Consider the following 21994-nt stretch of genomic DNA (forward strand, 5'->3'; position numbering starts at 1 on the left):
GGTTTTCGTCCTTAAGCCTTCTTGGCCGCGGACTTTTCCGCAGCGATGGTCTTGATACGCGCAATATCCTTACGGACCTGCCTCACGCGCGCGGTCTTCTCTAGCTGGCCGGTGGCCTTCTGGAAGCGCAGGTTGAACTGCTCCTTCTTCAGGCTGGCCAGGTCGTCGGTCAGCTGGTCCTGGGTCTTGGTCCGGATGTCTTCGGCTTTCATGATCAGCCCGTCCTTATTCTGCGATGCGCTGTACGAAGCGCGTCCTGACCGAGAGCTTGGCCGCGCCGAGACGCAGCGCCTCACGGGCGGTTTCTTCATTGACGCCGTCGATCTCGAACATGATGCGGCCCGGCTTGACGCGCGCCGCCCAGTAGTCGACCGCGCCCTTGCCCTTGCCCATGCGGACTTCGGTCGGCTTCGAGGTGACCGGCACGTCCGGGAAAATACGGATCCAGACGCGGCCAGCGCGCTTCATTTCACGAGTGATCGCGCGGCGGGCCGCCTCGATCTCACGCGCGGTGACGCGGTTCGGCTCAAGCGCCTTCAGCCCGAAACCACCGAAATCCAGGTTGGTGCCGCCCTTTGCGGTACCATGGATACGGCCCTTGAACTGCTTGCGGAACTTTGTGCGCTTTGGCTGCAGCATCGTTCTAACTCCAAATTCCTAAATGTCTCAGGCGTTTTCGCGACGACGACCGCGTTCGCGATCACCACCACCGCCATGCGCAGCATCACCCTCGGTCGCGCGACGCTCCGAAGCCATCGGATCGTGCTCGAGGATCTCGCCCTTGAATACCCAGACCTTGACGCCGCAGATACCGTACGCGGTGTTCGCCTCGGCCGTGCCGTAGTCGACATCGGCGCGCAGCGTATGCAGCGGCACGCGGCCTTCGCGGTACCATTCCATGCGCGCGATCTCGGCGCCGCCGAGACGGCCGGCGCAGTTGATGCGGATGCCCTCGGCACCGAGGCGCATCGCCGACTGCACGGCGCGCTTCATGGCGCGGCGGAACGCAATACGACGCTCGAGCTGCTGGGCGATCGACTGGGCGACCAGGGTCGCGTCGATTTCCGGCTTGCGCACTTCGACGATGTTGAGGTGCGTCTCGGACTTCGTCATCTCCATCAGCTTCTTGCGAAGCTTCTCGATGTCGGCGCCCTTCTTGCCGATGATCAGGCCCGGGCGCGCGGCATGGATGGTGACGCGGCACTTCTTGTGCGGGCGCTCGATCACGACCTTGGAGATCGCGGCCTGCCTGAGTTCCTTCTCAAGATACTTGCGGATCTTGATGTCCTCATGCAGCAGCTTGCCGTACTCGCCGGTGTTCGCGAACCAGCGCGAATCCCAGGTGCGGTTGATGCCAAGGCGAAGACCGATCGGATTGACTTTCTGGCCCATTATGCGGCCTCCCCTTTTTCTTCGACTTCACGAACGACGATCGTGAGGTGCGAGAACGGCTTCTCGATACGGCTGGCGCGACCACGGCCACGAGCGTGGAACCGCTTCATGACAATCGACTTGCCGACATAGGCTTCCGCCACGATCAGCGCATCGACGTCCAGGTCGTGGTTGTTTTCCGCGTTGGCAATCGCCGATTCCAGCGTCTTCTTGACCGTGCCGGAAATCCGCTTGGCCGAGAATTCGAGATCGGAAAGCGCTGTCGCGACCTTCTTGCCGCGGATCAGCGCGGCAACCAGGTTCAGCTTCTGCGGGCTGATACGGATCGTGCGCAATACGGCGCGCGCTTCGTTGTCAGCAAGCCTGCGCGGAGCTTTGGCCTTGCCCATGATTATTTCCTCTTCGCCTTCTTATCCGCGCCGTGACCGTAATAGGTCCGGGTCGGAGCGAATTCACCGAACTTATGACCGACCATGTCCTCGTTCACCGAAACGGGAACATGCTTCTGACCGTTGTAGACACCGAAGGTGAAGCCGACGAACTGCGGCAGGATGGTGGAGCGACGGCTCCACATCTTGATCACCTCATTGCGACCACCTTCACGAACCTTGTCCACCTTCTTGAGAAGGTAGCCGTCGATGAAGGGGCCTTTCCAAATAGAACGAGTCACTTGGCGTTACCTCTTCTTAGCTCTTGCGCTGATGGCGCGAGCGCAGGATGAACTTGTCGGTCGCCTTGTTGGACCGCGTCTTCTTGCCCTTGGTCGGCTTGCCCCACGGGCTGACCGGATGACGGCCACCGGAGGTGCGGCCTTCACCACCACCATGCGGGTGGTCGACCGGGTTCATGGTCACGCCGCGATTGTGCGGGCGCTTGCCGCGCCAAACCGTGCGGCCGGCCTTGCCGTCGTTGATGTTGCCGTGGTCCGGGTTGGACACGGCACCGACGGTGGCCATGCAGGAGCCGTGAACGACACGCTGCTCGCCCGAATTGAGGCGCAGGATCGCCATGCCCTGATCGCGGCCGACCAGCTGGGCGTAACCGCCAGCCGAACGGGCGACTTGGGCGCCCTTGCCCGGCTTCAGCTCGATGTTGTGAACGATCGTACCGACCGGCATCGAGGCCAGCGGCATCGCATTGCCCGGCTTCACGTCGACCGCTTCGCCGGCCACGATCTTGTCGCCGGCGGCAAGGCGCTGCGGGGCGATGATGTAGGACAGCTCGCCATCGTCGTACTTGATCAGCGCGATGAAGGCGGTGCGGTTCGGATCGTATTCAATGCGCTCGACCGTACCGACGACGTCGAACTTGCGGCGCTTGAAGTCGATGATGCGGTACGAACGCTTGTGACCACCGCCGATGAAGCGGGCGGTGATGCGGCCGTGATTGTTGCGGCCGCCCGACTTGGTCAGGCCCTCGGTCAGGCCCTTGACGGGCTTGCCCTTGTAGAGGCCCGAGCGGTCGACGATGACCAGCTGGCGGGTGCTCGGCGTTACCGGGTTGAATTTTTTCAGTGCCATTGTTGTTGTCCTCGCGGCCTTGCTCAGAGACCCGTCGCGACGTCGATCGACTGGCCATCGGCCAGCGTCACAATCGCCTTCTTGACGTCGCTCTGGCGGCCGATCGTGCCGCGGAAGCGCTTGATCTTGCCCTTACGGACAAGCGTGTTCACGGCCATCACCTTGACGCCGAACAGCGCTTCGACGGCGGCCTTGATTTCCGGCTTCGACGCCTTCTTGGCGACGTTGAAGACGACCTGGTTCTGCTCGGAAGCCATGGTCGACTTTTCGGTGATCGCCGGGCTGACGATCACGTCGTAGTGACGAAGGTCGGTCATTTAAAGCGCTCCTCGAGAGCCTCGACGGCGGCCTTCGAAAGGACCAGCGTGCCGCGGCGCAGAATGTCGTAGACGTTGATGCCCTGGATGGGCAGCACGTCGATGTTGGGAATGTTGGTCGCGGCCAGCTTGAAGTTCTGATCAAGCTCGGCGCCACCAATCACCAGGGCATTGCTCAGGCCCAGCGTCGCGAAATTCGCGATCAGCGCCTTCGTCTTGGCCTCGGTCAGCTTCAGCTCGTCGATGATGATGATCGACGCGCTCTTGGCCTTGGCCGAGAGAGCATGCTTGAGGCCGAGCGCGCGGACCTTCTTCGGCAGGTCGTGCTCGTGGCTGCGGACGACCGGGCCATGAGCCTTGCCACCGCCGCGGAACTGCGGAGCGCGTGCCGAATGGTGACGAGCGCGGCCCGTACCCTTCTGCTTGTACATCTTGGCGCCGGTGCGCGCGATTTCGGCGCGGCCCTTGGCCTTGTGCGTGCCCTGCTGCTTCTTGGCAAGCTGCCAGCGCACGACGCGCTGCAGGATGTCCTCGCGGGGATCAAGGCCGAAAATCTCCTCGGAGAGTTTCACCTTGCCGGCGTCCTTGCCGCCCAGCGTTGTGATCTTGAGATCCATTATTCCGCTCCCTCTGTGGCCGGAGCCTCGTTCTTAGCAACAGCACGGATCGCGGCGGGCTTCGGCGCATTGGCCGGCAGCGCCACCTTGGCCGCGTCGCGGACCAGGATCCATGCGCCCTTCGATCCGGGAACCGCACCGCGGATCAGGATCAGGCCGCGATCGGCGTCGGTCGAGACGATCTCGACATTCTGCGTGGTGACGCGGGTGTCGCCCATGTGGCCAGCCATATGCTTGCCCTTGAACACTTTGCCCGGGTCCTGACGCTGGCCGGTCGAACCGTGCGTACGGTGCGAAACCGAGTTACCGTGCGTCGCGCGGCCACCACCCATGTGGTGGCGCTTGATGACGCCCTGGAAACCCTTGCCGATCGTCGTGCCCGTCACATCGACCTTCTGGCCGGCGACGAAGTGCTCGACGGTGATCTCGGCGCCAACATCGATCATGTTGTCGGCGGAGACGCGGAACTCGGCGACCTTAGCCTTCGGCTCGACGGAAGCGGTCGCGAAATGGCCGCGCAGCGCCTTCGACGTGTTCTTCACCTTGGCGAGGCCAACGCCGAGCTGAACGGCGGTGTAGCCATTCTTCTCCTGCGTGCGCTGCGCCACGACCTGGCAGTTCTCCATCTGGAGAACGGTGACGGGAACATGTTCCCCGGCATCGTTGTAGATGCGGGTCATTCCCACCTTCTTTGCAATCACACCTGAACGCATCGGTTCAATTCCTTTAGAGTTCCGGGCCAGGGGCACCGCCCCTTACCGCGCTCTCATTCCCTTAGAGCTTGATCTCGACGTCGACGCCGGCGGCCAGATCGAGCTTCATCAAAGCATCGACGGTCTGCGGGGTCGGATCGACGATGTCGAGCAGACGCTTGTGCGTGCGCATCTCGAACTGCTCGCGGCTCTTCTTGTCGACGTGAGGCGACCGGTTGACCGTGAACTTTTCGATCCGCGTCGGCAGCGGAATGGGGCCGCGGACGTTTGCACCGGTACGCTTGGCCGTCGACACGATTTCCTTCGTCGAGGCGTCGAGCACGCGGTGATCAAACGCCTTCAGGCGGATGCGGATATTCTGTCCGTTCATGCGTCACTTCCTTGTTCTGGCGCGGCGCGGGCAACTCCCGCGCCCGCGACAGATCGGTTTAAGTCCAAATTACTCTTTGATGGTGACGACGATGCCGGCACCGACGGTGCGGCCGCCTTCACGGATGGCGAAGCGCAGCTTCTCTTCCATGGCGATCGGCACGATCAGCTCGACATCGACCGTGATGTTGTCGCCAGGCATCACCATCTCGGTGCCTTCCGGCAGCGACACGATGCCGGTCACGTCCGTGGTGCGGAAGTAGAACTGCGGACGGTAGTTGGTGAAGAACGGCGTGTGACGGCCACCTTCGTCCTTGGTCAGGATGTAGGCTTCGGCCACGAACTTCTTGTGCGGCTTCACCGTGCCCGGCTTGGCCAGAACCTGACCACGCTCGACACCTTCACGGTCAACGCCGCGCAAGAGCGCGCCGATGTTGTCGCCAGCCTGGCCCTGGTCGAGCAGCTTGCGGAACATTTCGACGCCCGTGCAGGTCGTCTTGGTCGTCGGACGGATGCCGATGATTTCCAGCTCCTCGCCGACCTTGACCACGCCGCGCTCGACGCGGCCGGTCACCACCGTGCCACGGCCCGAAATCGAGAACACGTCCTCGATCGGCATCAGGAACGGCTTGTCGAGCGGACGAACCGGGGTCGGGATGTAGGCGTCGACCTGAGCCATCAGCTCGCGGATCGCGTCCTCGCCGATGGTCTTGTTCGAATCTTCAAGGGCGGCCAGCGCCGAACCCTTGACGATCGGAATGTCGTCGCCGGGGAACTCGTTCTTCGACAGAAGCTCGCGAACCTCGAGCTCGACCAGTTCGAGCAGCTCGGCGTCGTCGACCTGGTCGACCTTGTTCAGGAACACCACGATCGACGGCACGCCGACCTGACGGGCGAGCAGGATGTGCTCGCGGGTCTGCGGCATCGGGCCGTCGGCGGCCGACACCACCAGGATCGCGCCGTCCATCTGCGCGGCACCGGTGATCATGTTCTTCACATAGTCGGCGTGGCCGGGGCAGTCGACGTGGGCGTAGTGGCGGTTGGCCGTCTCGTATTCGACGTGCGCCGTCGAGATCGTGATGCCGCGCGCCTTCTCTTCGGGCGCCGCATCGATCTGGTCATAGCGCTTGTATTCGCCAAAATACTTCGTGATCGCCGCCGTCAGCGACGTCTTGCCATGATCGACGTGGCCGATCGTGCCGATGTTCACATGAGGCTTAGTGCGCTCGAATTTACCTTTTGCCATGTGATGTCTCCATTTCCTGCTCGCCCGTGCGGGCTTTGAATTGCGTTACCGCGGCAGCTCTTTCGAGTTACGCGTATTTCTTCTGGACTTCCTGGGCGACCGCGGTCGGGACCGGCTCGTAGTGATCGAACTGCATCGTGTAGGCCGCGCGGCCCTGGCTCATCGAGCGCAGGTTGTCGACGTACTTGAACATGTTGGCGAGCGGCACCATCGCGTTGATGACGACAGCCACGCCGCGCGCTTCCTGGCCCTGGATCTGGCCACGACGGCCGTTCAGATCGCCAATGACGCTGCCGACATAATCTTCCGGCGTCACGACCTCGACCTTCATGATCGGCTCGAGCAGCTGCACGCCGAGCTTGGGTGCCGCTTCACGGAAACACGCACGGGACGCGATTTCGAAGGCCAGGACCGAGGAGTCAACGTCGTGGTAGGCGCCGTCGATGAGCGTCGCCCTGACGCCGATCATCGGGAAGCCCGCGAACGGACCGGCGCCCATGACGCTCTGGATGCCCTTTTCGACGCCCGGGATGTATTCCTTCGGCACCGCGCCGCCGACGATCTTGGACTCGAACACGAAGTCCTCGCCTTCCGCATTCGGCTCGAACACAACCTTGACGCGGGCGAACTGACCGGTACCGCCGGTCTGCTTCTTGTGCGTGTAGTCCTGCTCAAACCTGCGGGTGATCGTCTCGCGATAGGCCACCTGCGGAGCGCCGACATTGGCTTCCACCTTGAACTCGCGACGCATGCGGTCGACGATGATGTCAAGGTGCAGTTCGCCCATGCCGGAGATGATGGTCTGGCCGCTTTCCTCGTCGGTCTTGACGCGGAAGGACGGATCCTCGGCAGCCAGGCGGTGAAGGGCGAGGCCCATCTTTTCCTGGTCGTTCTTGGTCTTCGGCTCGATGGCGATCTGGATGACCGGATCGGGGAATTCCATGCGCTCGAGGATGACCGGATGCAGCGGATCGCACAGCGTGTCGCCAGTGGTCGTGTCCTTGAGGCCAGCCAGAGCGACGATGTCGCCGGCGAAAGCTTCTTCGACGTCGGCGCGCGAATTCGCATGCATCTGCAGCATGCGGCCGATGCGCTCCTTCTTGCCCTTGACGGTGTTGTCGACGGAGATGCCTTTGGTCAGCTTGCCCGAATAGATGCGGGCGAAGGTCAGCGAACCGACGAACGGGTCGTTCATGATCTTGAAGGCGAGCATCGACAACGGCTCGTTATCGTCCGCATGGCGCTCGATCTCGGCATCGGTCTTGGCGTCCACGCCCTTGATGGCGGGCACGTCGGCCGGCGACGGCAGGTATTCGACAACGGCGTCGAGCAGCGGCTGCACGCCCTTGTTCTTGAAGGCCGAGCCGCAGAACATCGGGTAGAACTTGACCGCGATCGTGCCCTTGCGGATCAGCGAACGGATCTCGTCATTCGACGGCATCTTGCCTTCGAGGTAGTTTTCGAGGGCCGTCTCGTCCATTTCGACGGCGGCTTCGATCATCTTCTCGCGGTATTCCTCGGCACGAGCCTTGAGGTCTTCCGGGATCTCGACGACGTCCCAGGCAGCGCCCAGCGTCTCGTCGCGCCAAACAAGCGCATTCATTTCCACGAGGTCGACGACGCCCTTGAAATCGATTTCGGCGCCGATCGGCAGCTGCATGACGACAGCCTGCGCACCGAGGCGCGAGCCGATCATCTCGACCGAGCGGTAGAAGTCGGCGCCGATCTTGTCCATCTTGTTGCAGAAGATCATGCGCGGAACTTTGTACTTGTCGGCCTGGCGCCAGACGGTTTCCGTCTGCGGCTCGACACCGGCGTTGGCGTCGAGCAGCGCGATGGCGCCGTCGAGCACGCGCAGCGAACGCTCGACTTCAATGGTGAAGTCGACGTGTCCGGGGGTGTCGATGATGTTGAAGCGATGCATCTTGCCGTCGCGACCCTTCCAGAAGGTCGTGGTCGCGGCGGATGTGATGGTGATGCCGCGCTCCTGCTCCTGCTCCATCCAATCCATGGTGGCAGCGCCGTCGTGGACTTCGCCGATCTTGTGCGACTTGCCCGTGTAATAGAGAACGCGCTCGGTGGTCGTCGTCTTGCCGGCGTCAATATGCGCCATGATACCGAAATTGCGGTAGTCTTCGATTTTGTATTCGCGGGCCATCGTAGCTGCCTCTCAGTCTCGTTCGCGCTTTACCAGCGGTAGTGCGCGAAAGCGCGGTTGGCTTCAGCCATCTTGTGGGTGTCTTCACGCTTCTTGACGGCCGTGCCGCGGTTGTTGGCCGCGTCCATCAGCTCGCCGGAGAGGCGGTCGACCATCGTGGTCTCGTTGCGGTTGCGCGCGGCAGCGATCAGCCAACGGATGGCCAACGCCTGACGACGCTCGGGGCGCACATCGACCGGAACCTGGTAGGTCGCACCACCAACGCGGCGCGAACGCACTTCCACATGCGGCGCGACATTGTCGAGCGCCTGATGGAAGACGGTGACCGGCTCCTGCTTGGTCTTCGACTGAACCTGGTCGAGCGCGCCGTAGACGATGGTCTCGGCAACCGACTTCTTACCGTCATACATGACGGCGTTCATGAACTTGGTGACGATCAGATCACCGAACTTCGGATCCGGGTTGATCTCACGCTTTTCTGCACTGTGACGACGCGACATGGCTTTTGTCTCTCAATCTCGTAGCCCGACGCATTGAAGCGCCAGAGCCGGAAAATCTTACTTCGGACGCCTTACTTCGGACGCTTGGCGCCGTACTTCGAACGGCGCTGCTTGCGGTTCTTCACGCCCTGCGTGTCGAGTACGCCGCGGATGATGTGGTAGCGAACGCCCGGAAGATCCTTGACGCGGCCGCCGCGGATCATGACCACGGAGTGTTCCTGAAGGTTGTGACCTTCGCCGGGGATGTAACCGATCACTTCAAAACCATTGGTCAGGCGGATCTTGGCCACCTTGCGCAACGCCGAGTTCGGCTTCTTCGGCGTCGTCGTGTAGACGCGCGTGCAGACGCCCCGCTTCTGCGGGTTCTGCTGCATGGCCGGGACCTTGTTGCGCTTCACCGGCGCAATGCGCGGCTTGCGGATCAGCTGGTTGACGGTAGGCATTAAACCCTCTTGTCTCTCAATTCCGTGTCTCGCCCGGTCAGGGCCGCTCAAAGCGTCATTTCCATACGCAAATTCGGGCCACAAACCGCGCCTCGCGGTCTTGCCCGAACAAATGGCAGAGGAAGCGGAAGCCGCTTCGTGCACGCCGGAAATGTCTTTTCGCTCGTAAAACGAACCCTGTTTGAGGCAAACTCCAAAGCGTGTCGCTTCGGAAAGGAGAGCCTCACATCGGTTCTGACTGGCCGGCTTCTACTCGTAAGCCCGCGAACCGTCAACCCCGGCGTGGCAAATATTGCATTGAAGCCGAGGCTTGGCAGCCATGCGAAAACCGCATGTAATTTTCTTTCGCCATTTTGCAATGGCAAGGAAGAAAGTGCCAAGCCTTTGGCAAAGTGAATGGCTTTTGGCTGTCGCATGGCTCCGCTTCGTGCGAAAAGGCCGCCCTGAACAGTCAAAGTCCCCTCGCCCGCTCTTTGCCAGGAGGAATCAGCCGTGAACGACAATGAAGAACGTCCGGTCACCATCATCACCGGCCGGGTGTGGAAACGCAAAGGCGGCAAGGTGGAGGGCGTGCATGTCATGCTGGTCGCACCCGACGACGATTCGGCTGTGCGCAAAGCGCTCGAATCGCTCGCGGCTGAGGGTTACGCCGAGGCCGAGCTCGACCAGATCGGTGACATGGACGGCGTGCCCGACGACGAGCCGCATCTGTCAGCCTATCAAGGCGCGCTCGAAGGCGAAGTGTCGATCGTGACCTTCGAGGAGCCGATCTGAGAATCAGGCACCCCTCGCCTTTCGAATCGCCGCCAGCCCCCTTCCGGCGAAAGAAAAAGTTGGGCGCTGCAGTCCGGCAAAGCTGGGACTGACCGTCCACCGCTGGCTTGTTCGGGGCAAGTGTTCTGATAAGAAGCGCTGATCATCACCCAACAGACGGAGCGACCGTGTCCCAGCCCATCAAGATTGGCATCGTCGGCGTCGGCAAGATCGTCCGCGACCAGCACCTGCCGGCCCTGGCGAAAGACCAGGATTACCGACTGACCGCCGCCGCCAGCCGGCATGGCAAGGTCGACGGCATCCCGAATTTTCCTACCATCGAGGCGATGCTCGACGCGGTGCCGGAACTGGACGCCGTCTCGCTCTGCATGCCGCCGCAATTCCGCTACGATGCCGCGCGCACCGCGCTCGAGGCCAAGAAGCATGTCTTCCTGGAAAAGCCTCCGGGCGCCACGGTCAGCGAGGTCGAGGATCTGAAGGCGCTGGCGACGAGACAGGGCGTTACCCTCTTCGCCAGCTGGCATTCGCGCTATGCGCCGGCGGTGGAGGAAGCGCGGAGCTTTCTGGCATCGACCCGGATCCGCTCGGCGGCGATCGTCTGGAAGGAAGACGTGCGCCGCTGGCACCCGAACCAGGACTGGATCTGGCAACCAGGCGGCTTCGGCGTCTTCGATCCCGGCATCAACGCGCTGTCGATCGCGACCCACATCCTGCCGGCGATGTTCATCACTTCGGCGGTTCTCGACTTTCCCGAGAACCGTGCCGCCCCGGTCGCGGCGCAAGTCGCCTTCCGCACTTCGAACGGATTGCCGGTGACGATGGAACTCGACTGGCTGCAGACCGGGCCGCAAAGCTGGGACATCCTGGCCGACACGGATGCCGGCAAGATGGTGCTCTCGGGCGGCGGCTCCAAGCTCGCCATCGACGGCAAGATCGTTCACGAAGAGCCCGAAGCCGAATATCCGATGCTTTACAAGCGCTTCGCCGAGATCGTGCGCGCCGGCATCTCCGACGTCGATCTCGCGCCGCTGCAGCATGTCGCCGACGCCTTCATGCTGGGCAAGCGCAACGTGGTCGAGGCGTTTTTCGATTGATTTGCGAACGCGACGGGGTCGCGGACATGGCTTGAATGCTCGTGCCAGGTCGACCCCCACTCCGTCTCGGCTACGCCGAGCCACCCCGATCGACGGGGCAGAGGAAGGGCGCAAACCTATTGCAGCCAACGCTCGTCGATGCGGCTTCCCTCTGGCATCATTCGACGATCGCGATCGCAAAACCGTCATAGCCCTTCGCTCCGACGGTCTGGATGGCCGTTCCGTCCAGCCGCTTGTCGCCGCCGATGAAGGAGAAGGCGGCGCGTGCGCCTTCGACATTGGGATCACGACCGTCCTCGTCGAGCACCGCGCCGTCACGGATGACGTTGTCGCAGACGATGAGGGTTCCTGAGCGCGACAGCCGCATCGCCCATGACAAATAATTCGGATTGTTCGGCTTGTCGGCGTCGATGAAGATGAGGTCGAACGGGCCGGCGTTCTCGGCGCTCAGCGCGGCGAGCGATTGAAGCGCCGGCCCGACCCGCAGGTCGACCCGCTCCGACACCCCTGCCCGCTCAAAATTCGAGCGCGCGACCTTGGCGTGATGCGGGTCGAGTTCAAGCGTCACGATCTTACCGTCGGCAGGCAGTGCGCGCGCCATCCAGATCGTCGAATAGCCGCCCAGCGTGCCGATCTCGAGGATCTTCCTTGCTGCCTTCATGCGCGCCAGAAGTGAAAGCAGCTTGCCTTGCGCCGGCGATACGTCGATCGCCGGCAGGCCCTGGTCATGATTGGCCGCCAGAACGGCGTCGAGGGTGGGATCTGCCTCGAACAGGGCATCGACGATATAGTCGTCGACAGCAGCCCAGGTTCTCTTGCTCATCGTTTTATCCTCCGATCCATTCAAAGCCAAAACGCGAAAGGATGCGGGTAGGCACCCCGGGCGAAAAGCTGCCACGAATATGAATACCCAACATCAAACCCCGAACAAACAAAAAGGCCGCCGGGTTGCCCCGACGGCCTTGTTGCCTGAGATTTCCAAGAGCGGTTCATGGTTTCATGGAAACGTTGAACCGCTCTATCCTTGTTTTGGCGCAATTCCGGACGGAAAACCGTTTTACACTTTTCCTGGAATTGCTGCCGCCGCGCTTACTGCGCGGCGGTTGTCATGTCGGCCAGCATCGGCTCGGCGACTTCCACACCGGAGGCCTTGCGGCGCTCGTCGATGATCAGTTCGTCGCGCGAGGTGGCGATGCGCCGGATCTGGCTCATCGTGCCGCCGGTACCGGCCGGGATCAGCCGGCCGACGATGACGTTTTCCTTCAAGCCCTGCAGCATGTCGGTCTTGCCGGCAACCGCGGCTTCCGTCAGCACCCTGGTCGTCTCCTGGAAGGAGGCGGCCGAGATGAAGGACGGCGTCTGCAGCGAAGCCTTGGTGATGCCCAAGAGCACCGGCTGACCTTCGGCCGGCTTCTTGCCGTCCTCGATCAGGCGCTCGTTGACCTCTTCCAGCTCGATCACGTCGACGTGGTCGCCCGGAATGTAGGTCGAGTCGCCCTGCGTGGTGATCTCGACCTTCTGCAGCATCTGGCGGACGATCACCTCGATGTGCTTGTCGTTGATCGACACGCCCTGCAGGCGGTAGACTTCCTGGATTTCGTTGACGAGGTAGGAAGCAAGTGCTTCCACGCCCTTGATCGCCAGGATGTCGTGCGGCGCCGGATTGCCGTCGAGGATGTAGTCGCCCTTCTCGATGACGTCGCCGTCCTGGAGATGGAACGGCTTGCCCTTCGGGATCAGGTATTCGACCGGCTCGAGCGTCGAGTCATGCGGCTCGATGATGATGCGGCGCTTGTTCTTGTAGTCGCGGCCGAAGCGGATCGTGCCATCGATCTCGGCGATGATGGCGTGATCCTTCGGACGACGAGCCTCGAACAGTTCGGCAACACGCGGCAGACCGCCGGTGATGTCCTTGGTCTTGGCGCTTTCCATCGGGATACGCGCCAGGACGTCGCCGGGGCGAACCTGCGAACCTGGCTCGACCGAGAGAATGGCCTCGACCGAGAGCAGGAAGCGGGCGTCGCCACCCTTCGACAGCTTGCCGACCTTGCCCTTGGCGTCCAGGATCGCAATCGCCGGCTTGAGGTCGTTGCCGCGTGGCGTCGAACGCCAGTCGATGACCTCACGCTTGGTGATGCCGGTCGATTCGTCGGCCGTTTCCTGGACGGAAATGCCGTCGACCAGATCCTCGTACGACACCTTGCCCTCGATTTCGGTGAGGACCGGGCGGGTATAGGGATCCCACTCGGCGATACGCTGGCCGCGCTTCACCTTGTCGCCATCGTCCACGAAGATACGCGAACCGTAGGTGACGCGGTGCGTGGCGCGCTCCTTGCCGGCTTCGTCGAGGATCAGCACCGCCATGTTGCGGCCCATGACCATCTGCTGGCCGTCGGAGTTGCGTACCACGTTGCGGTTGCGGATCTCGACCTTGCCCTCGTAGGAGGCTTCAAGGAACGAGCTATCCACCACCTGCGCGGTACCGCCCATGTGGAAGGTACGCATGGTGAGCTGGGTGCCCGGCTCACCGATCGACTGCGCCGCGATGACGCCAACGGCTTCACCCTGGTTGACCGGGGTACCGCGGGCCAGATCGCGTCCGTAGCAGACCGCGCACACGCCAACCCTGACCTCGCAGGTCAGTGCCGAGCGGATGCGGACCGACTGGACGCCGGCCTTTTCGATCTGCTCCACGTCACGCTCGTCCATCAGCGTTCCGGCCTTGACCAGCAGGTCGCCGGTCACCGGATGGTTGATGTCGTCGAGCGAGGTGCGGCCCAGCACGCGCTGGCCGACCGAAGCGACAACCTGACCGGCATCGACGATCGGCTGCATGGTGAGGCCCTTGTCGGTGCCGCAATCCACGGAGTTGACGATGCAGTCCTGCGCCACGTCGACGAGACGACGGGTGAGATAACCCGAGTTCGCCGTCTTCAAGGCGGTGTCGGCCAGACCCTTGCGGGCGCCGTGGGTCGAGTTGAAGTACTCGAGCACGGTCAGGCCTTCCTTGAAGTTCGAGATGATCGGCGTCTCGATGATTTCACCCGACGGCTTGGCCATCAGGCCGCGCATGCCGGCGAGCTGGCGCATCTGCGTGGGCGAGCCACGCGCACCGGAGTGCGACATCATGTAGATCGAGTTCATCGGCTTCTGACGGCCATTGTCCTCGAACTCCACGGCCTTGATGCGGGCCATCATTTCGTCGGCGACCTTTTCCGAGCACTTGGCCCAGGCGTCGACGACCTTGTTGTACTTCTCGCCCTGGGTGATCAGGCCGTCATTGTACTGCTGCTCGTATTCCTTGGCCAAAGCCTCGGTGTCCGACACCAGCTTGATCTTGGAGTCCGGGATCAGCATGTCGTCCTTGCCGAACGAGATGCCGGCACGGCAGGCGTGAGCGAACCCGAGCGCCATGATGCGATCGCAGAAAATGACCGTCTCCTTCTGACCGCAATGGCGGTAGACGGTGTCGATCATCTTGGAGATGTTCTTCTTGGTCATCTCCTGGTTTGCGGTCTCGTACGGCACATTGACGTTCTTCGGCAGAAGTTCGCCGATGATCATGCGGCCAGGCGTGGTGTCGTGGATCTTCGACACGACCTTGCCTTCGGCGTCGACCGTGCGGAAGCGACCCTTGATCTTGGCGTGCAGCGTCACCGCCTTGGTCTCTAGCGCGTGCTGGAGTTCGCCCATGTCGGCAAACACCATGCCCTCGCCCGGCTCGTTCTGGTTGACGATCGAGAGATAGTACAGACCCAGAACCATGTCCTGCGACGGCACGATGATCGGCGCGCCGGAAGCCGGGTGCAGGATGTTGTTGGTCGACATCATCAGCACGCGGGCTTCAAGCTGCGCTTCCAGGGACAGCGGCACGTGGACCGCCATCTGGTCGCCGTCGAAGTCGGCGTTGAAGGCCGTGCAGACCAGCGGATGCAGCTGGATCGCCTTGCCTTCGATCAGGATAGGCTCGAACGCCTGGATGCCGAGGCGGTGCAGCGTCGGCGCGCGGTTCAACAGCACCGGATGCTCGCGGATGACCTCGTCGAGGATATCCCAGACCTCCGGACGCTCCTTCTCGACCAGCTTCTTCGCCTGCTTGACGGTCGAGGAGTAACCCTTGGCGTCGAGACGGGCGTAGATGAAGGGCTTGAACAGTTCGAGCGCCATCTTCTTCGGCAGGCCGCACTGGTGCAGCTTGAGCTCCGGACCGGTCACGATGACCGAACGGCCGGAATAGTCGACGCGCTTGCCGAGCAGGTTCTGGCGGAACCGGCCCTGCTTACCCTTGAGCATGTCGGACAGCGACTTCAGCGGACGCTTGTTGGCGCCGGTGATGACGCGGCCGCGACGGCCGTTGTCGAACAGCGCATCGACGGCTTCCTGCAGCATGCGCTTTTCATTGCGCACGATGATGCCCGGCGCCCGCAGTTCGATCAGCCGCTTCAGACGGTTATTGCGGTTGATGACGCGGCGATAGAGGTCGTTCAGGTCGGACGTGGCGAAACGGCCACCGTCCAGCGGGACGAGCGGACGCAGGTCCGGCGGGATCACCGGAACCACCTTCATGATCATCCATTCCGGACGGTTGCCGGACTCCATGAAGTTCTCGACGACCTTGAGCCGCTTCAGATACTTCTTCTGCTTCAGTTCGGACGTGGTCGAAGCCAGTTCCGAACGCAGGTCGCCTGCGATCTTCTCCAGGTCCATGCCGGCCAGGAGGTCGTGAATGGCCTCGGCGCCGATCATGGCGGTGAAACTATCCTCGCCATACTCGTCGACGGCGATCATGTACTCTTCCTCGCTGAGCAGCTGGTGCTCCTTCAGCGCGGTGAGGCCAGGCTCGGTGACGATGTAGTTCTCGAAGTACAGGACGCGCTCGATATCCTTCAGGGTCATGTCGAGCAGCGTGCCGATGCGCGAGGGCAGCGACTTCAGGAACCAGATATGGGCGACGGGAGCGGCGAGCTCGATATGGCCCATGCGCTCGCGGCGAACGCGCGACAGCGTGACTTCGACGCCGCACTTTTCGCAGATGACGCCCTTGTACTTCATGCGCTTGTACTTGCCGCACAGGCACTCGTAGTCCTTGATCGGGCCAAAAATGCGCGCGCAGAACAGACCGTCACGCTCCGGCTTGAAGGTGCGGTAGTTGATGGTCTCCGGCTTCTTGATCTCGCCGAACGACCAGGACAGAATCTTCTCAGGGCTGGCAAGCGAGATCCGGATGGAATCGAACACCTGCGCAGGCGCCTGCGGATTGAAGAGATTCATGACCTCTTGGTTCATGCCGTTCTCCTTTTCGGGGTCCTCGAAAACCCCTTGCATCTAACGCGGGCAGAATGCCCGCTGAGTGGTCGGCCCACCGGCCGAAGAAATTTGATCGGCGCGTCGCGGCTTTCGCGACGCGCCATTGCCTTACTCCGCCGCGTCGGGCAGCCGGATCGGGTTGTCGTCGAGCTTGGTGTTCTCCAGCTCGACATTGAGGCCGAGAGACCGCATTTCCTTGACGAGCACGTTGAAGCTCTCCGGGATGCCGGCCTCGAAGGTGTCGTCGCCGCGGACGATCGCCTCGTAGACCTTGGTACGGCCGGCGACGTCGTCCGACTTCACCGTCAGCATTTCCTGCAGCGTGTAGGCGGCGCCATAGGCTTCCAGCGCCCAGACCTCCATCTCGCCGAAGCGCTGGCCACCGAACTGCGCCTTGCCGCCCAGCGGTTGCTGGGTGACGAGCGAGTACGGACCGATCGAACGCGCGTGGATCTTGTCGTCCACCAGGTGGTGAAGCTTGAGCATGTAGATATAGCCCATCGTCACCTTGCGATCGAACGGCTCGCCGGTGCGTCCGTCATAGAGCTGCGACTGACCGCTGGTATGCAGGCCCGCCTGCTCCAGCATGATGTTGATGTCAGCCTCGTGCGCGCCGTCGAACACCGGGGTCGCGATCGAGACGCCGCGACGCATCTGCTCGCTGAGGCGAACGATGCTCTCGTCGTCATACTCGCGGACCGGCTCGTTGCGGTCGTTGGCCGGCATGAAGCTCTCGAGCGTCTTGCGCAACGGCTTGATATCGCCGGCCGCCTTATACGTGTCGATCAGCTCGCCGATCTTCCTGCCCATGCCCGCGCAAGCCCAGCCCAGATGCGTTTCCAGGATCTGGCCGACATTCATGCGGCTCGGCACACCCAGCGGGTTGAGCACGATATCGGCATGCGTGCCGTCCTCGAGGAAAGGCATGTCCTCGACCGGAACGATGCGCGACACGACACCCTTGTTGCCGTGACGGCCGGCCATCTTGTCGCCCGGCTGCATCTTGCGCTTCACGGCCACGAAGACCTTGACCATCTTCATGACGCCCGGAGGCATTTCATCGCCGCGCTGCACCTTCTCGACCTTGTCCATGAAGCGCTGCTCGAGCGCCTTCTTGGAGTCGTCGTACTGGCCACGCAGGGCTTCCAGTTCGCTCTGGAGCTTTTCGTTCTCCACGGCAAACTGCCACCACTGCGAACGCGGATACTCGTCGAGCGTGTCCTTGGACAGCGTCGAGCCCTTCTTGAAGCCCTTCGGTCCAGCGATCGCTTCCTTGCCGACGAGGACGTCGGAAAGACGCGCGTAGACGTTGCGGTCCAGGATGGCCTGCTCGTCGTCACGGTCCTTGGCGAGGCGTTCGATCTCCTCGCGCTCGATCGCCATGGCGCGCTCGTCCTTCTCCACACCGTGGCGATTGAACACGCGCACCTCGACGACGGTGCCGAAGGTGCCCGGAGGCATGCGCATCGAGGTGTCGCGCACGTCGGAGGCCTTTTCACCGAAGATGGCGCGCAGAAGCTTCTCTTCCGGCGTCATCGGGCTTTCGCCCTTCGGCGTGATCTTGCCGACCAGGATATCGCCAGGCTGCACTTCCGCGCCGATGTAGACGATGCCGGCTTCGTCGAGGTTCTTCAGCGCTTCTTCCGAAACGTTCGGAATATCGCGCGTGATTTCCTCCGGACCGAGCTTGGTATCGCGCGCCATGACCTCGAACTCCTCGATATGGATCGAGGTGAAGACGTCGTCGGCGACGATGCGCTCGGAGAGCAGGATCGAGTCCTCGTAGTTATAGCCGTTCCACGGCATGAACGCGACCAGCACGTTGCGGCCCAGCGCCAGATCGCCGAGCTCGGTCGACGGACCGTCGGCGATGATGTCGCCCTTGTTGACCCGATCACCCATACGCACCAGCGGACGCTGGTTGATACAGGTGTTCTGGTTCGAACGCTGGAACTTCATCAACCGGTAGATGTCGACGCCGGACTTGCCCGGATCGAGATCCTCGGTGGCGCGAATGACGATACGCGTCGCGTCCACCTGGTCGACGATGCCGCCGCGGCGGGCGCCGATGGCGGCGCCCGAGTCACGGGCGACGATCGGCTCCATGCCGGTGCCGACGAACGGCGCCTCGGCGCGCACCAGCGGCACGGCCTGACGCTGCATGTTCGAGCCCATCAGAGCGCGGTTGGCGTCGTCGTTTTCCAGGAACGGGATCAGAGCCGCGGCCACCGACACCATCTGCTTGGGCGACACGTCCATCAGGTCGACGTTTTCACGCGGCGCCATCATCACTTCGCCGGCGCTGCGGCAAATTACGAACTCGTCGACGAAGCCGCCATTCTTGTCGAGCTCGGCGTTGGCCTGCGCGACGTGGTGCTTGGCTTCTTCCATCGCCGAGAGATAGACGACGTCATTGGTCAGCTTGCCGTCGACGATCTTGCGGTACGGGCTCTCGATGAAGCCGTACTTGTTGACACGTGCGAAAGTGGCCAGCGAGTTGATCAGACCGATATTCGGGCCTTCCGGCGTCTCGATCGGGCAGATGCGGCCGTAATGCGTCGGGTGCACGTCGCGCACCTCGAAGCCGGCACGCTCGCGGGTCAGACCGCCCGGTCCAAGCGCCGACAGGCGACGCTTGTGGGTGATCTCCGACAGCGGGTTGGTCTGGTCCATGAACTGCGACAGCTGCGAGGAACCGAAGAACTCGCGCACGGCGGCGGCCGCCGGCTTGGCGTTGATCAGGTCCTGCGGCATCACCGTGTCGATCTCGATCGAGGACATACGCTCCTTGATCGCGCGCTCCATGCGCAGCAGGCCGACGCGGTACTGGTTCTCCATCAGCTCGCCGACCGAGCGCACGCGGCGGTTGCCGAGATTGTCGATGTCGTCGATCTCGCCCTTGCCGTCGCGCAGTTCGACCAGCGTCCTGACCACGGCCAGGATGTCGTCCTTGCGCAGGACGCGCACGGTGTCCTCGGCCTTGAGTTCGAGGCGCATGTTCATCTTGACGCGGCCGACGGCCGACAGGTCGTAGCGCTCGCTGTCGAAGAACAGCGAGTTGAACATGGCTTCGGCGGTCTCGAGCGTCGGCGGCTCGCCGGGGCGCATGACACGGTAGATGTCGAACAGCGCGTCCTGGCGGCTCTCGTTCTTGTCGACGTTGAGCGTGTTGCGGATATAGGCGCCGACATTGACGTGGTCGATGTCGAGAACCTTGATCTCGTTCTCGCCCGTGCCGAGAAGCACTTTCAGCGTCTTTTCGTCGATCTCGTCGCCAGCTTCGAGGAAGATCTCGCCGGTTGCGTAGTTGACGATGTCCTCGGCCAGGTAGTTGCCGAGCAGATCCTCGTCGGTCGCCTTGATCGCCTTGAGACCCTTTTCGCCAAGCGCTCTGGCCTGACGGGCGGTGATCTTCTTGCCGGCTTCGACAACGACCTCGCCCGTATCGGCGTCGACCAGGTCGCCGACGGCCTTGAGGCCGCGGAAACGCTCGACGTTGAACGGGATGCGCCAGTGGTCGCCGGCGCGCTTGTAGGTGATCTTGTTGTAGAAGGTCGACAGGATCTCTTCGCCGTCCATGCCGAGCGCCATCAGCAGCGACGTCACCGGAATCTTGCGGCGGCGATCGATACGGGCGTGCACGACGTCCTTGGAATCGAACTCGATGTCGAGCCACGAGCCGCGATAGGGAATGACGCGCGCGGCAAACAGAAGCTTGCCCGACGAGTGCGACTTGCCCTTGTCATGGTCGAAGAAGACGCCCGGCGAACGGTGCATCTGCGAGACGATGACGCGCTCGGTGCCGTTGACGATGAAGGTGCCATTCAAGGTCATGAGCGGCATGTCGCCCATGTAGACGTCCTGCTCCTTGATGTCCTTGATCGACTTGGCGCCGGTATCCTCGTCGATATCGAACACGATGAGGCGCAGCGTCACCTTCAGCGGCGCGGCATAGGTCAGGTCGCGCTGACGGCATTCGTCAACGTCGAATTTCGGTCCTTCGAACTCGTACTTCACGAACTCCAGCATCGAGGAGCCGGAAAAATCGGAGATCGGGAAGACCGACTTGAAAACGGCCTGCAGTCCCTCGTCCGGACGTCCGCCCTTGGGCTCGTCCACCATCAGGAACTGGTCATAGGATGCCTTTTGAACCTCGATCAGGTTCGGCATCTCCGCAACTTCCGGGATCTTTCCGAAGAACTTGCGTACGCGTCTGCGGCCATTGAAAGTCTGGGTCTGGGCCATCGTCGCTCCTTAGCTCTAAACTCGGGACGAGCCTCGCCGCGGCTCGCCTTGCATACCGAGCCGCCTGGGCGGCGGCCCTCTGTCTGTTCTCCGGCAGCCACAACCAATTGCTTGGCGGCGGCCGGCTGAAACGGGAGAAAACCCGTTTCCTGAAGGCCTGTTCGGGCCCTCAGGAAAGAGGTTCTCGTACATCTCGCGTTACGGGTCCTCCCCTCCAGGTGAAGGGAGTGGCGGACGGCGCGAGGCCGCCCGCCGCTTTTACGCTTACTTCAGGTCGACCTTGGCGCCGGCTGCTTCCAGCTGGGCCTTGAACTTGTCAGCGTCGGCCTTGGAAACGCCTTCCTTGACCGGCTTCGGAGCCGCTTCGACCAGATCCTTGGCTTCCTTGAGGCCAAGACCGGTGATGGCGCGGACTTCCTTGATGACGTTGATCTTCTGAGCGCCAGCGTCGGTGAGGACGACGTCGAATTCCGTCTTTTCCTCGACCGGAGCAGCGGCAGCAGCAGCGCCGCCAGCAGCGGCAACCGCCACCGGAGCAGCAGCCGAAACGCCCCACTTTTCTTCCAGAAGCTTCGACAGCTCGGCCGCCTCGAGGACGGTCAGCTTCGAAAGGTCGTCTACGATCTTTGCGAGATCAGCCATTGTTGTATTCCTTCATAAGGTTCGAACGTGTGTTTGTGATAGCGAGGAACGGCCTCATGCCGCCTCGTCCTTCCGGGCGTAAGCGCCTATGACGCGCGCGACCGAGGCCGCTGGCGCATTGACGATCTGGGCGATCCGGGTTGCCGGCGTGGCGATCATGCCAACCAGCCTGGCGCGCAGCTCATCGAGCGACGGAAGTGTGGCGAGTGCCTTCACACCGTCGGCGTTGAGCGAGGTGGTGCCCATTGCGCCGCCGAGAATGACGAGCTTGTCATTTCCCTTGGCGAAATCGGACGCGACCTTCGGCGCCGCAATCGGATCCTCCGAATAAGCAATCAGCGTCTGTCCCTTGAACAGCTCGATGATCGATGCGGAGTCCGTGCCCTGAAGAGCGATTTTGGCGAGACGGTTCTTCGCGACTTTAACGGTGCCACCGGCGGCGCGCATTTTCGACCGAAGGTCGTTCATTTGCGCGACGGTGATACCGGCATAGTGGGCCACGACCACTGAACCTGCGCTTGCAAACGCATCGTTCAGGCCCGTGACGAGTTCGCGTTTTTCCGCTCTGTCCACTGCCTATCTCCAGTTGACCCCTGCCCCTAAAATAGGACAGGCGTCGGGTTGCCTTTGCCGGCCGGGCCATCCAGTAACGGATCT

Annotated in this window: 21 protein-coding genes; 2 read left to right on the forward strand and 19 right to left on the reverse strand. The window is 62.4% G+C overall.

Annotated features, from left to right (window positions below):
- Window positions 1-11: 11 nt before the first annotated feature.
- The 14 genes from rpmC to rpsL form a co-directional block, all read right to left on the reverse strand.
- The gene (gene rpmC / locus AC0NIH_RS22415; RefSeq protein WP_006205459.1) at window positions 12-212 is read right to left on the reverse strand and encodes a 50S ribosomal protein L29; all 201 of its coding nucleotides are present in this window, start codon (window positions 210-212) and stop codon (window positions 12-14) included.
- 13 nt (window positions 213-225) lie between these two features.
- On the reverse strand, window positions 226-639 hold the full coding sequence (rplP, locus tag AC0NIH_RS22420; RefSeq protein ID WP_006205460.1) for a 50S ribosomal protein L16: 414 nt from the start codon (window positions 637-639) through the stop codon (window positions 226-228).
- A 27-nt stretch (window positions 640-666) separates the two neighbouring features.
- The gene (rpsC, locus tag AC0NIH_RS22425) at window positions 667-1392 is read right to left on the reverse strand and encodes a 30S ribosomal protein S3 (protein ID WP_473464433.1); all 726 of its coding nucleotides are present in this window, start codon (window positions 1390-1392) and stop codon (window positions 667-669) included.
- On the reverse strand, window positions 1392-1781 hold the full coding sequence (gene rplV, locus AC0NIH_RS22430) for a 50S ribosomal protein L22 (RefSeq protein ID WP_006205462.1): 390 nt from the start codon (window positions 1779-1781) through the stop codon (window positions 1392-1394). Before rplV ends, rpsC begins: the two co-directional genes overlap by 1 nt.
- Window positions 1782-1783: 2 nt before the next feature.
- Window positions 1784-2062, reverse strand: coding sequence for a 30S ribosomal protein S19 (gene rpsS, locus AC0NIH_RS22435; RefSeq protein WP_006205463.1), 279 nt, complete (start codon window positions 2060-2062; stop codon window positions 1784-1786).
- 16 nt (window positions 2063-2078) lie between these two features.
- The gene (gene rplB, locus AC0NIH_RS22440; RefSeq protein ID WP_013895698.1) at window positions 2079-2912 is read right to left on the reverse strand and encodes a 50S ribosomal protein L2; all 834 of its coding nucleotides are present in this window, start codon (window positions 2910-2912) and stop codon (window positions 2079-2081) included.
- A gap of 23 nt (window positions 2913-2935) precedes the next feature.
- Window positions 2936-3229 carry a 50S ribosomal protein L23 gene (locus AC0NIH_RS22445; RefSeq protein WP_010909275.1) on the reverse strand — a complete coding sequence of 98 codons (294 nt, stop codon included), beginning with the start codon at window positions 3227-3229 and terminating at the stop codon, window positions 2936-2938.
- Complete coding sequence (gene rplD, locus AC0NIH_RS22450) at window positions 3226-3846, reverse strand: 50S ribosomal protein L4 (RefSeq protein ID WP_013895699.1); 621 nt, start codon at window positions 3844-3846, stop codon at window positions 3226-3228. The genes AC0NIH_RS22445 and rplD overlap by 4 nt, the downstream gene beginning before the upstream one ends.
- On the reverse strand, window positions 3846-4559 hold the full coding sequence (gene rplC / locus AC0NIH_RS22455; RefSeq protein WP_013895700.1) for a 50S ribosomal protein L3: 714 nt from the start codon (window positions 4557-4559) through the stop codon (window positions 3846-3848). Before rplC ends, rplD begins: the two co-directional genes overlap by 1 nt.
- A gap of 61 nt (window positions 4560-4620) precedes the next feature.
- Window positions 4621-4929 (reverse strand): 30S ribosomal protein S10, encoded by a 309-nt coding sequence (gene rpsJ / locus AC0NIH_RS22460; RefSeq protein ID WP_010909272.1) that lies wholly within the window; start codon window positions 4927-4929, stop codon window positions 4621-4623.
- A 69-nt stretch (window positions 4930-4998) separates the two neighbouring features.
- On the reverse strand, window positions 4999-6174 hold the full coding sequence (gene tuf, locus AC0NIH_RS22465) for an elongation factor Tu (RefSeq protein WP_013895701.1): 1176 nt from the start codon (window positions 6172-6174) through the stop codon (window positions 4999-5001).
- 67 nt (window positions 6175-6241) lie between these two features.
- Complete coding sequence (fusA, locus tag AC0NIH_RS22470; protein ID WP_013895702.1) at window positions 6242-8332, reverse strand: elongation factor G; 2091 nt, start codon at window positions 8330-8332, stop codon at window positions 6242-6244.
- Window positions 8333-8361: 29 nt separating this feature from the next.
- Entirely contained in the window at window positions 8362-8832 is a 471-nt protein-coding gene (gene rpsG / locus AC0NIH_RS22475; protein ID WP_008875664.1) for a 30S ribosomal protein S7, read from the reverse strand.
- Window positions 8833-8903: 71 nt separating this feature from the next.
- The gene (gene rpsL, locus AC0NIH_RS22480) at window positions 8904-9275 is read right to left on the reverse strand and encodes a 30S ribosomal protein S12 (RefSeq protein WP_006333356.1); all 372 of its coding nucleotides are present in this window, start codon (window positions 9273-9275) and stop codon (window positions 8904-8906) included.
- A gap of 492 nt (window positions 9276-9767) precedes the next feature.
- Between rpsL and AC0NIH_RS22485 the strand changes: the two genes are divergently transcribed.
- Window positions 9768-10049, forward strand: coding sequence for a hypothetical protein (locus tag AC0NIH_RS22485; RefSeq protein ID WP_023776149.1), 282 nt, complete (start codon window positions 9768-9770; stop codon window positions 10047-10049).
- Between the two features lie 167 nt (window positions 10050-10216).
- Window positions 10217-11143 carry a Gfo/Idh/MocA family protein gene (locus tag AC0NIH_RS22490; RefSeq protein ID WP_473464428.1) on the forward strand — a complete coding sequence of 309 codons (927 nt, stop codon included), beginning with the start codon at window positions 10217-10219 and terminating at the stop codon, window positions 11141-11143.
- 157 nt (window positions 11144-11300) lie between these two features.
- On the opposite strand, the gene AC0NIH_RS22495 is transcribed toward AC0NIH_RS22490, so the two are convergent.
- The 5 genes from AC0NIH_RS22495 to rplJ all read right to left on the reverse strand — a co-directional run bounded on the left by AC0NIH_RS22495 (window position 11301) and on the right by rplJ (window position 21910).
- Window positions 11301-11966, reverse strand: coding sequence for an O-methyltransferase (locus AC0NIH_RS22495; protein WP_473464425.1), 666 nt, complete (start codon window positions 11964-11966; stop codon window positions 11301-11303).
- Window positions 11967-12232: 266 nt separating this feature from the next.
- On the reverse strand, window positions 12233-16429 hold the full coding sequence (rpoC, locus tag AC0NIH_RS22500) for a DNA-directed RNA polymerase subunit beta' (protein ID WP_287269004.1): 4197 nt from the start codon (window positions 16427-16429) through the stop codon (window positions 12233-12235).
- A 129-nt stretch (window positions 16430-16558) separates the two neighbouring features.
- Entirely contained in the window at window positions 16559-20695 is a 4137-nt protein-coding gene (rpoB, locus tag AC0NIH_RS22505; protein ID WP_013895707.1) for a DNA-directed RNA polymerase subunit beta, read from the reverse strand.
- Window positions 20696-20959: 264 nt separating this feature from the next.
- The gene (gene rplL / locus AC0NIH_RS22510; RefSeq protein WP_006202136.1) at window positions 20960-21337 is read right to left on the reverse strand and encodes a 50S ribosomal protein L7/L12; all 378 of its coding nucleotides are present in this window, start codon (window positions 21335-21337) and stop codon (window positions 20960-20962) included.
- A 54-nt stretch (window positions 21338-21391) separates the two neighbouring features.
- Complete coding sequence (rplJ, locus tag AC0NIH_RS22515) at window positions 21392-21910, reverse strand: 50S ribosomal protein L10 (RefSeq protein WP_013895708.1); 519 nt, start codon at window positions 21908-21910, stop codon at window positions 21392-21394.
- Window positions 21911-21994 lie beyond the last annotated feature (84 nt).

The sequence above is a fragment of the Mesorhizobium sp. WSM1386 genome (genome assembly GCF_055901595.1).

Coding starts and splice junctions, on each gene's coding strand:
- rpmC (WP_006205459.1), bottom strand. CDS start 212: ATGAAAGCCGAAGACATCCGGACCAAGACCCAGGACCAGCTGACCGAC.
- rplP (WP_006205460.1), bottom strand. CDS start 639: ATGCTGCAGCCAAAGCGCACAAAGTTCCGCAAGCAGTTCAAGGGCCGT.
- rpsC (WP_473464433.1), bottom strand. CDS start 1,392: ATGGGCCAGAAAGTCAATCCGATCGGTCTTCGCCTTGGCATCAACCGC.
- rplV (WP_006205462.1), bottom strand. CDS start 1,781: ATGGGCAAGGCCAAAGCTCCGCGCAGGCTTGCTGACAACGAAGCGCGC.
- rplB (WP_013895698.1), bottom strand. CDS start 2,912: ATGGCACTGAAAAAATTCAACCCGGTAACGCCGAGCACCCGCCAGCTG.
- AC0NIH_RS22445 (WP_010909275.1), bottom strand. CDS start 3,229: ATGACCGACCTTCGTCACTACGACGTGATCGTCAGCCCGGCGATCACC.
- rplD (WP_013895699.1), bottom strand. CDS start 3,846: ATGGATCTCAAGATCACAACGCTGGGCGGCAAGGACGCCGGCAAGGTG.
- rplC (WP_013895700.1), bottom strand. CDS start 4,559: ATGCGTTCAGGTGTGATTGCAAAGAAGGTGGGAATGACCCGCATCTAC.
- rpsJ (WP_010909272.1), bottom strand. CDS start 4,929: ATGAACGGACAGAATATCCGCATCCGCCTGAAGGCGTTTGATCACCGC.
- tuf (WP_013895701.1), bottom strand. CDS start 6,174: ATGGCAAAAGGTAAATTCGAGCGCACTAAGCCTCATGTGAACATCGGC.
- fusA (WP_013895702.1), bottom strand. CDS start 8,332: ATGGCCCGCGAATACAAAATCGAAGACTACCGCAATTTCGGTATCATG.
- rpsG (WP_008875664.1), bottom strand. CDS start 8,832: ATGTCGCGTCGTCACAGTGCAGAAAAGCGTGAGATCAACCCGGATCCG.
- rpsL (WP_006333356.1), bottom strand. CDS start 9,275: ATGCCTACCGTCAACCAGCTGATCCGCAAGCCGCGCATTGCGCCGGTG.
- AC0NIH_RS22495 (WP_473464425.1), bottom strand. CDS start 11,966: ATGAGCAAGAGAACCTGGGCTGCTGTCGACGACTATATCGTCGATGCC.
- rpoC (WP_287269004.1), bottom strand. CDS start 16,429: ATGAACCAAGAGGTCATGAATCTCTTCAATCCGCAGGCGCCTGCGCAG.
- rpoB (WP_013895707.1), bottom strand. CDS start 20,695: ATGGCCCAGACCCAGACTTTCAATGGCCGCAGACGCGTACGCAAGTTC.
- rplL (WP_006202136.1), bottom strand. CDS start 21,337: ATGGCTGATCTCGCAAAGATCGTAGACGACCTTTCGAAGCTGACCGTC.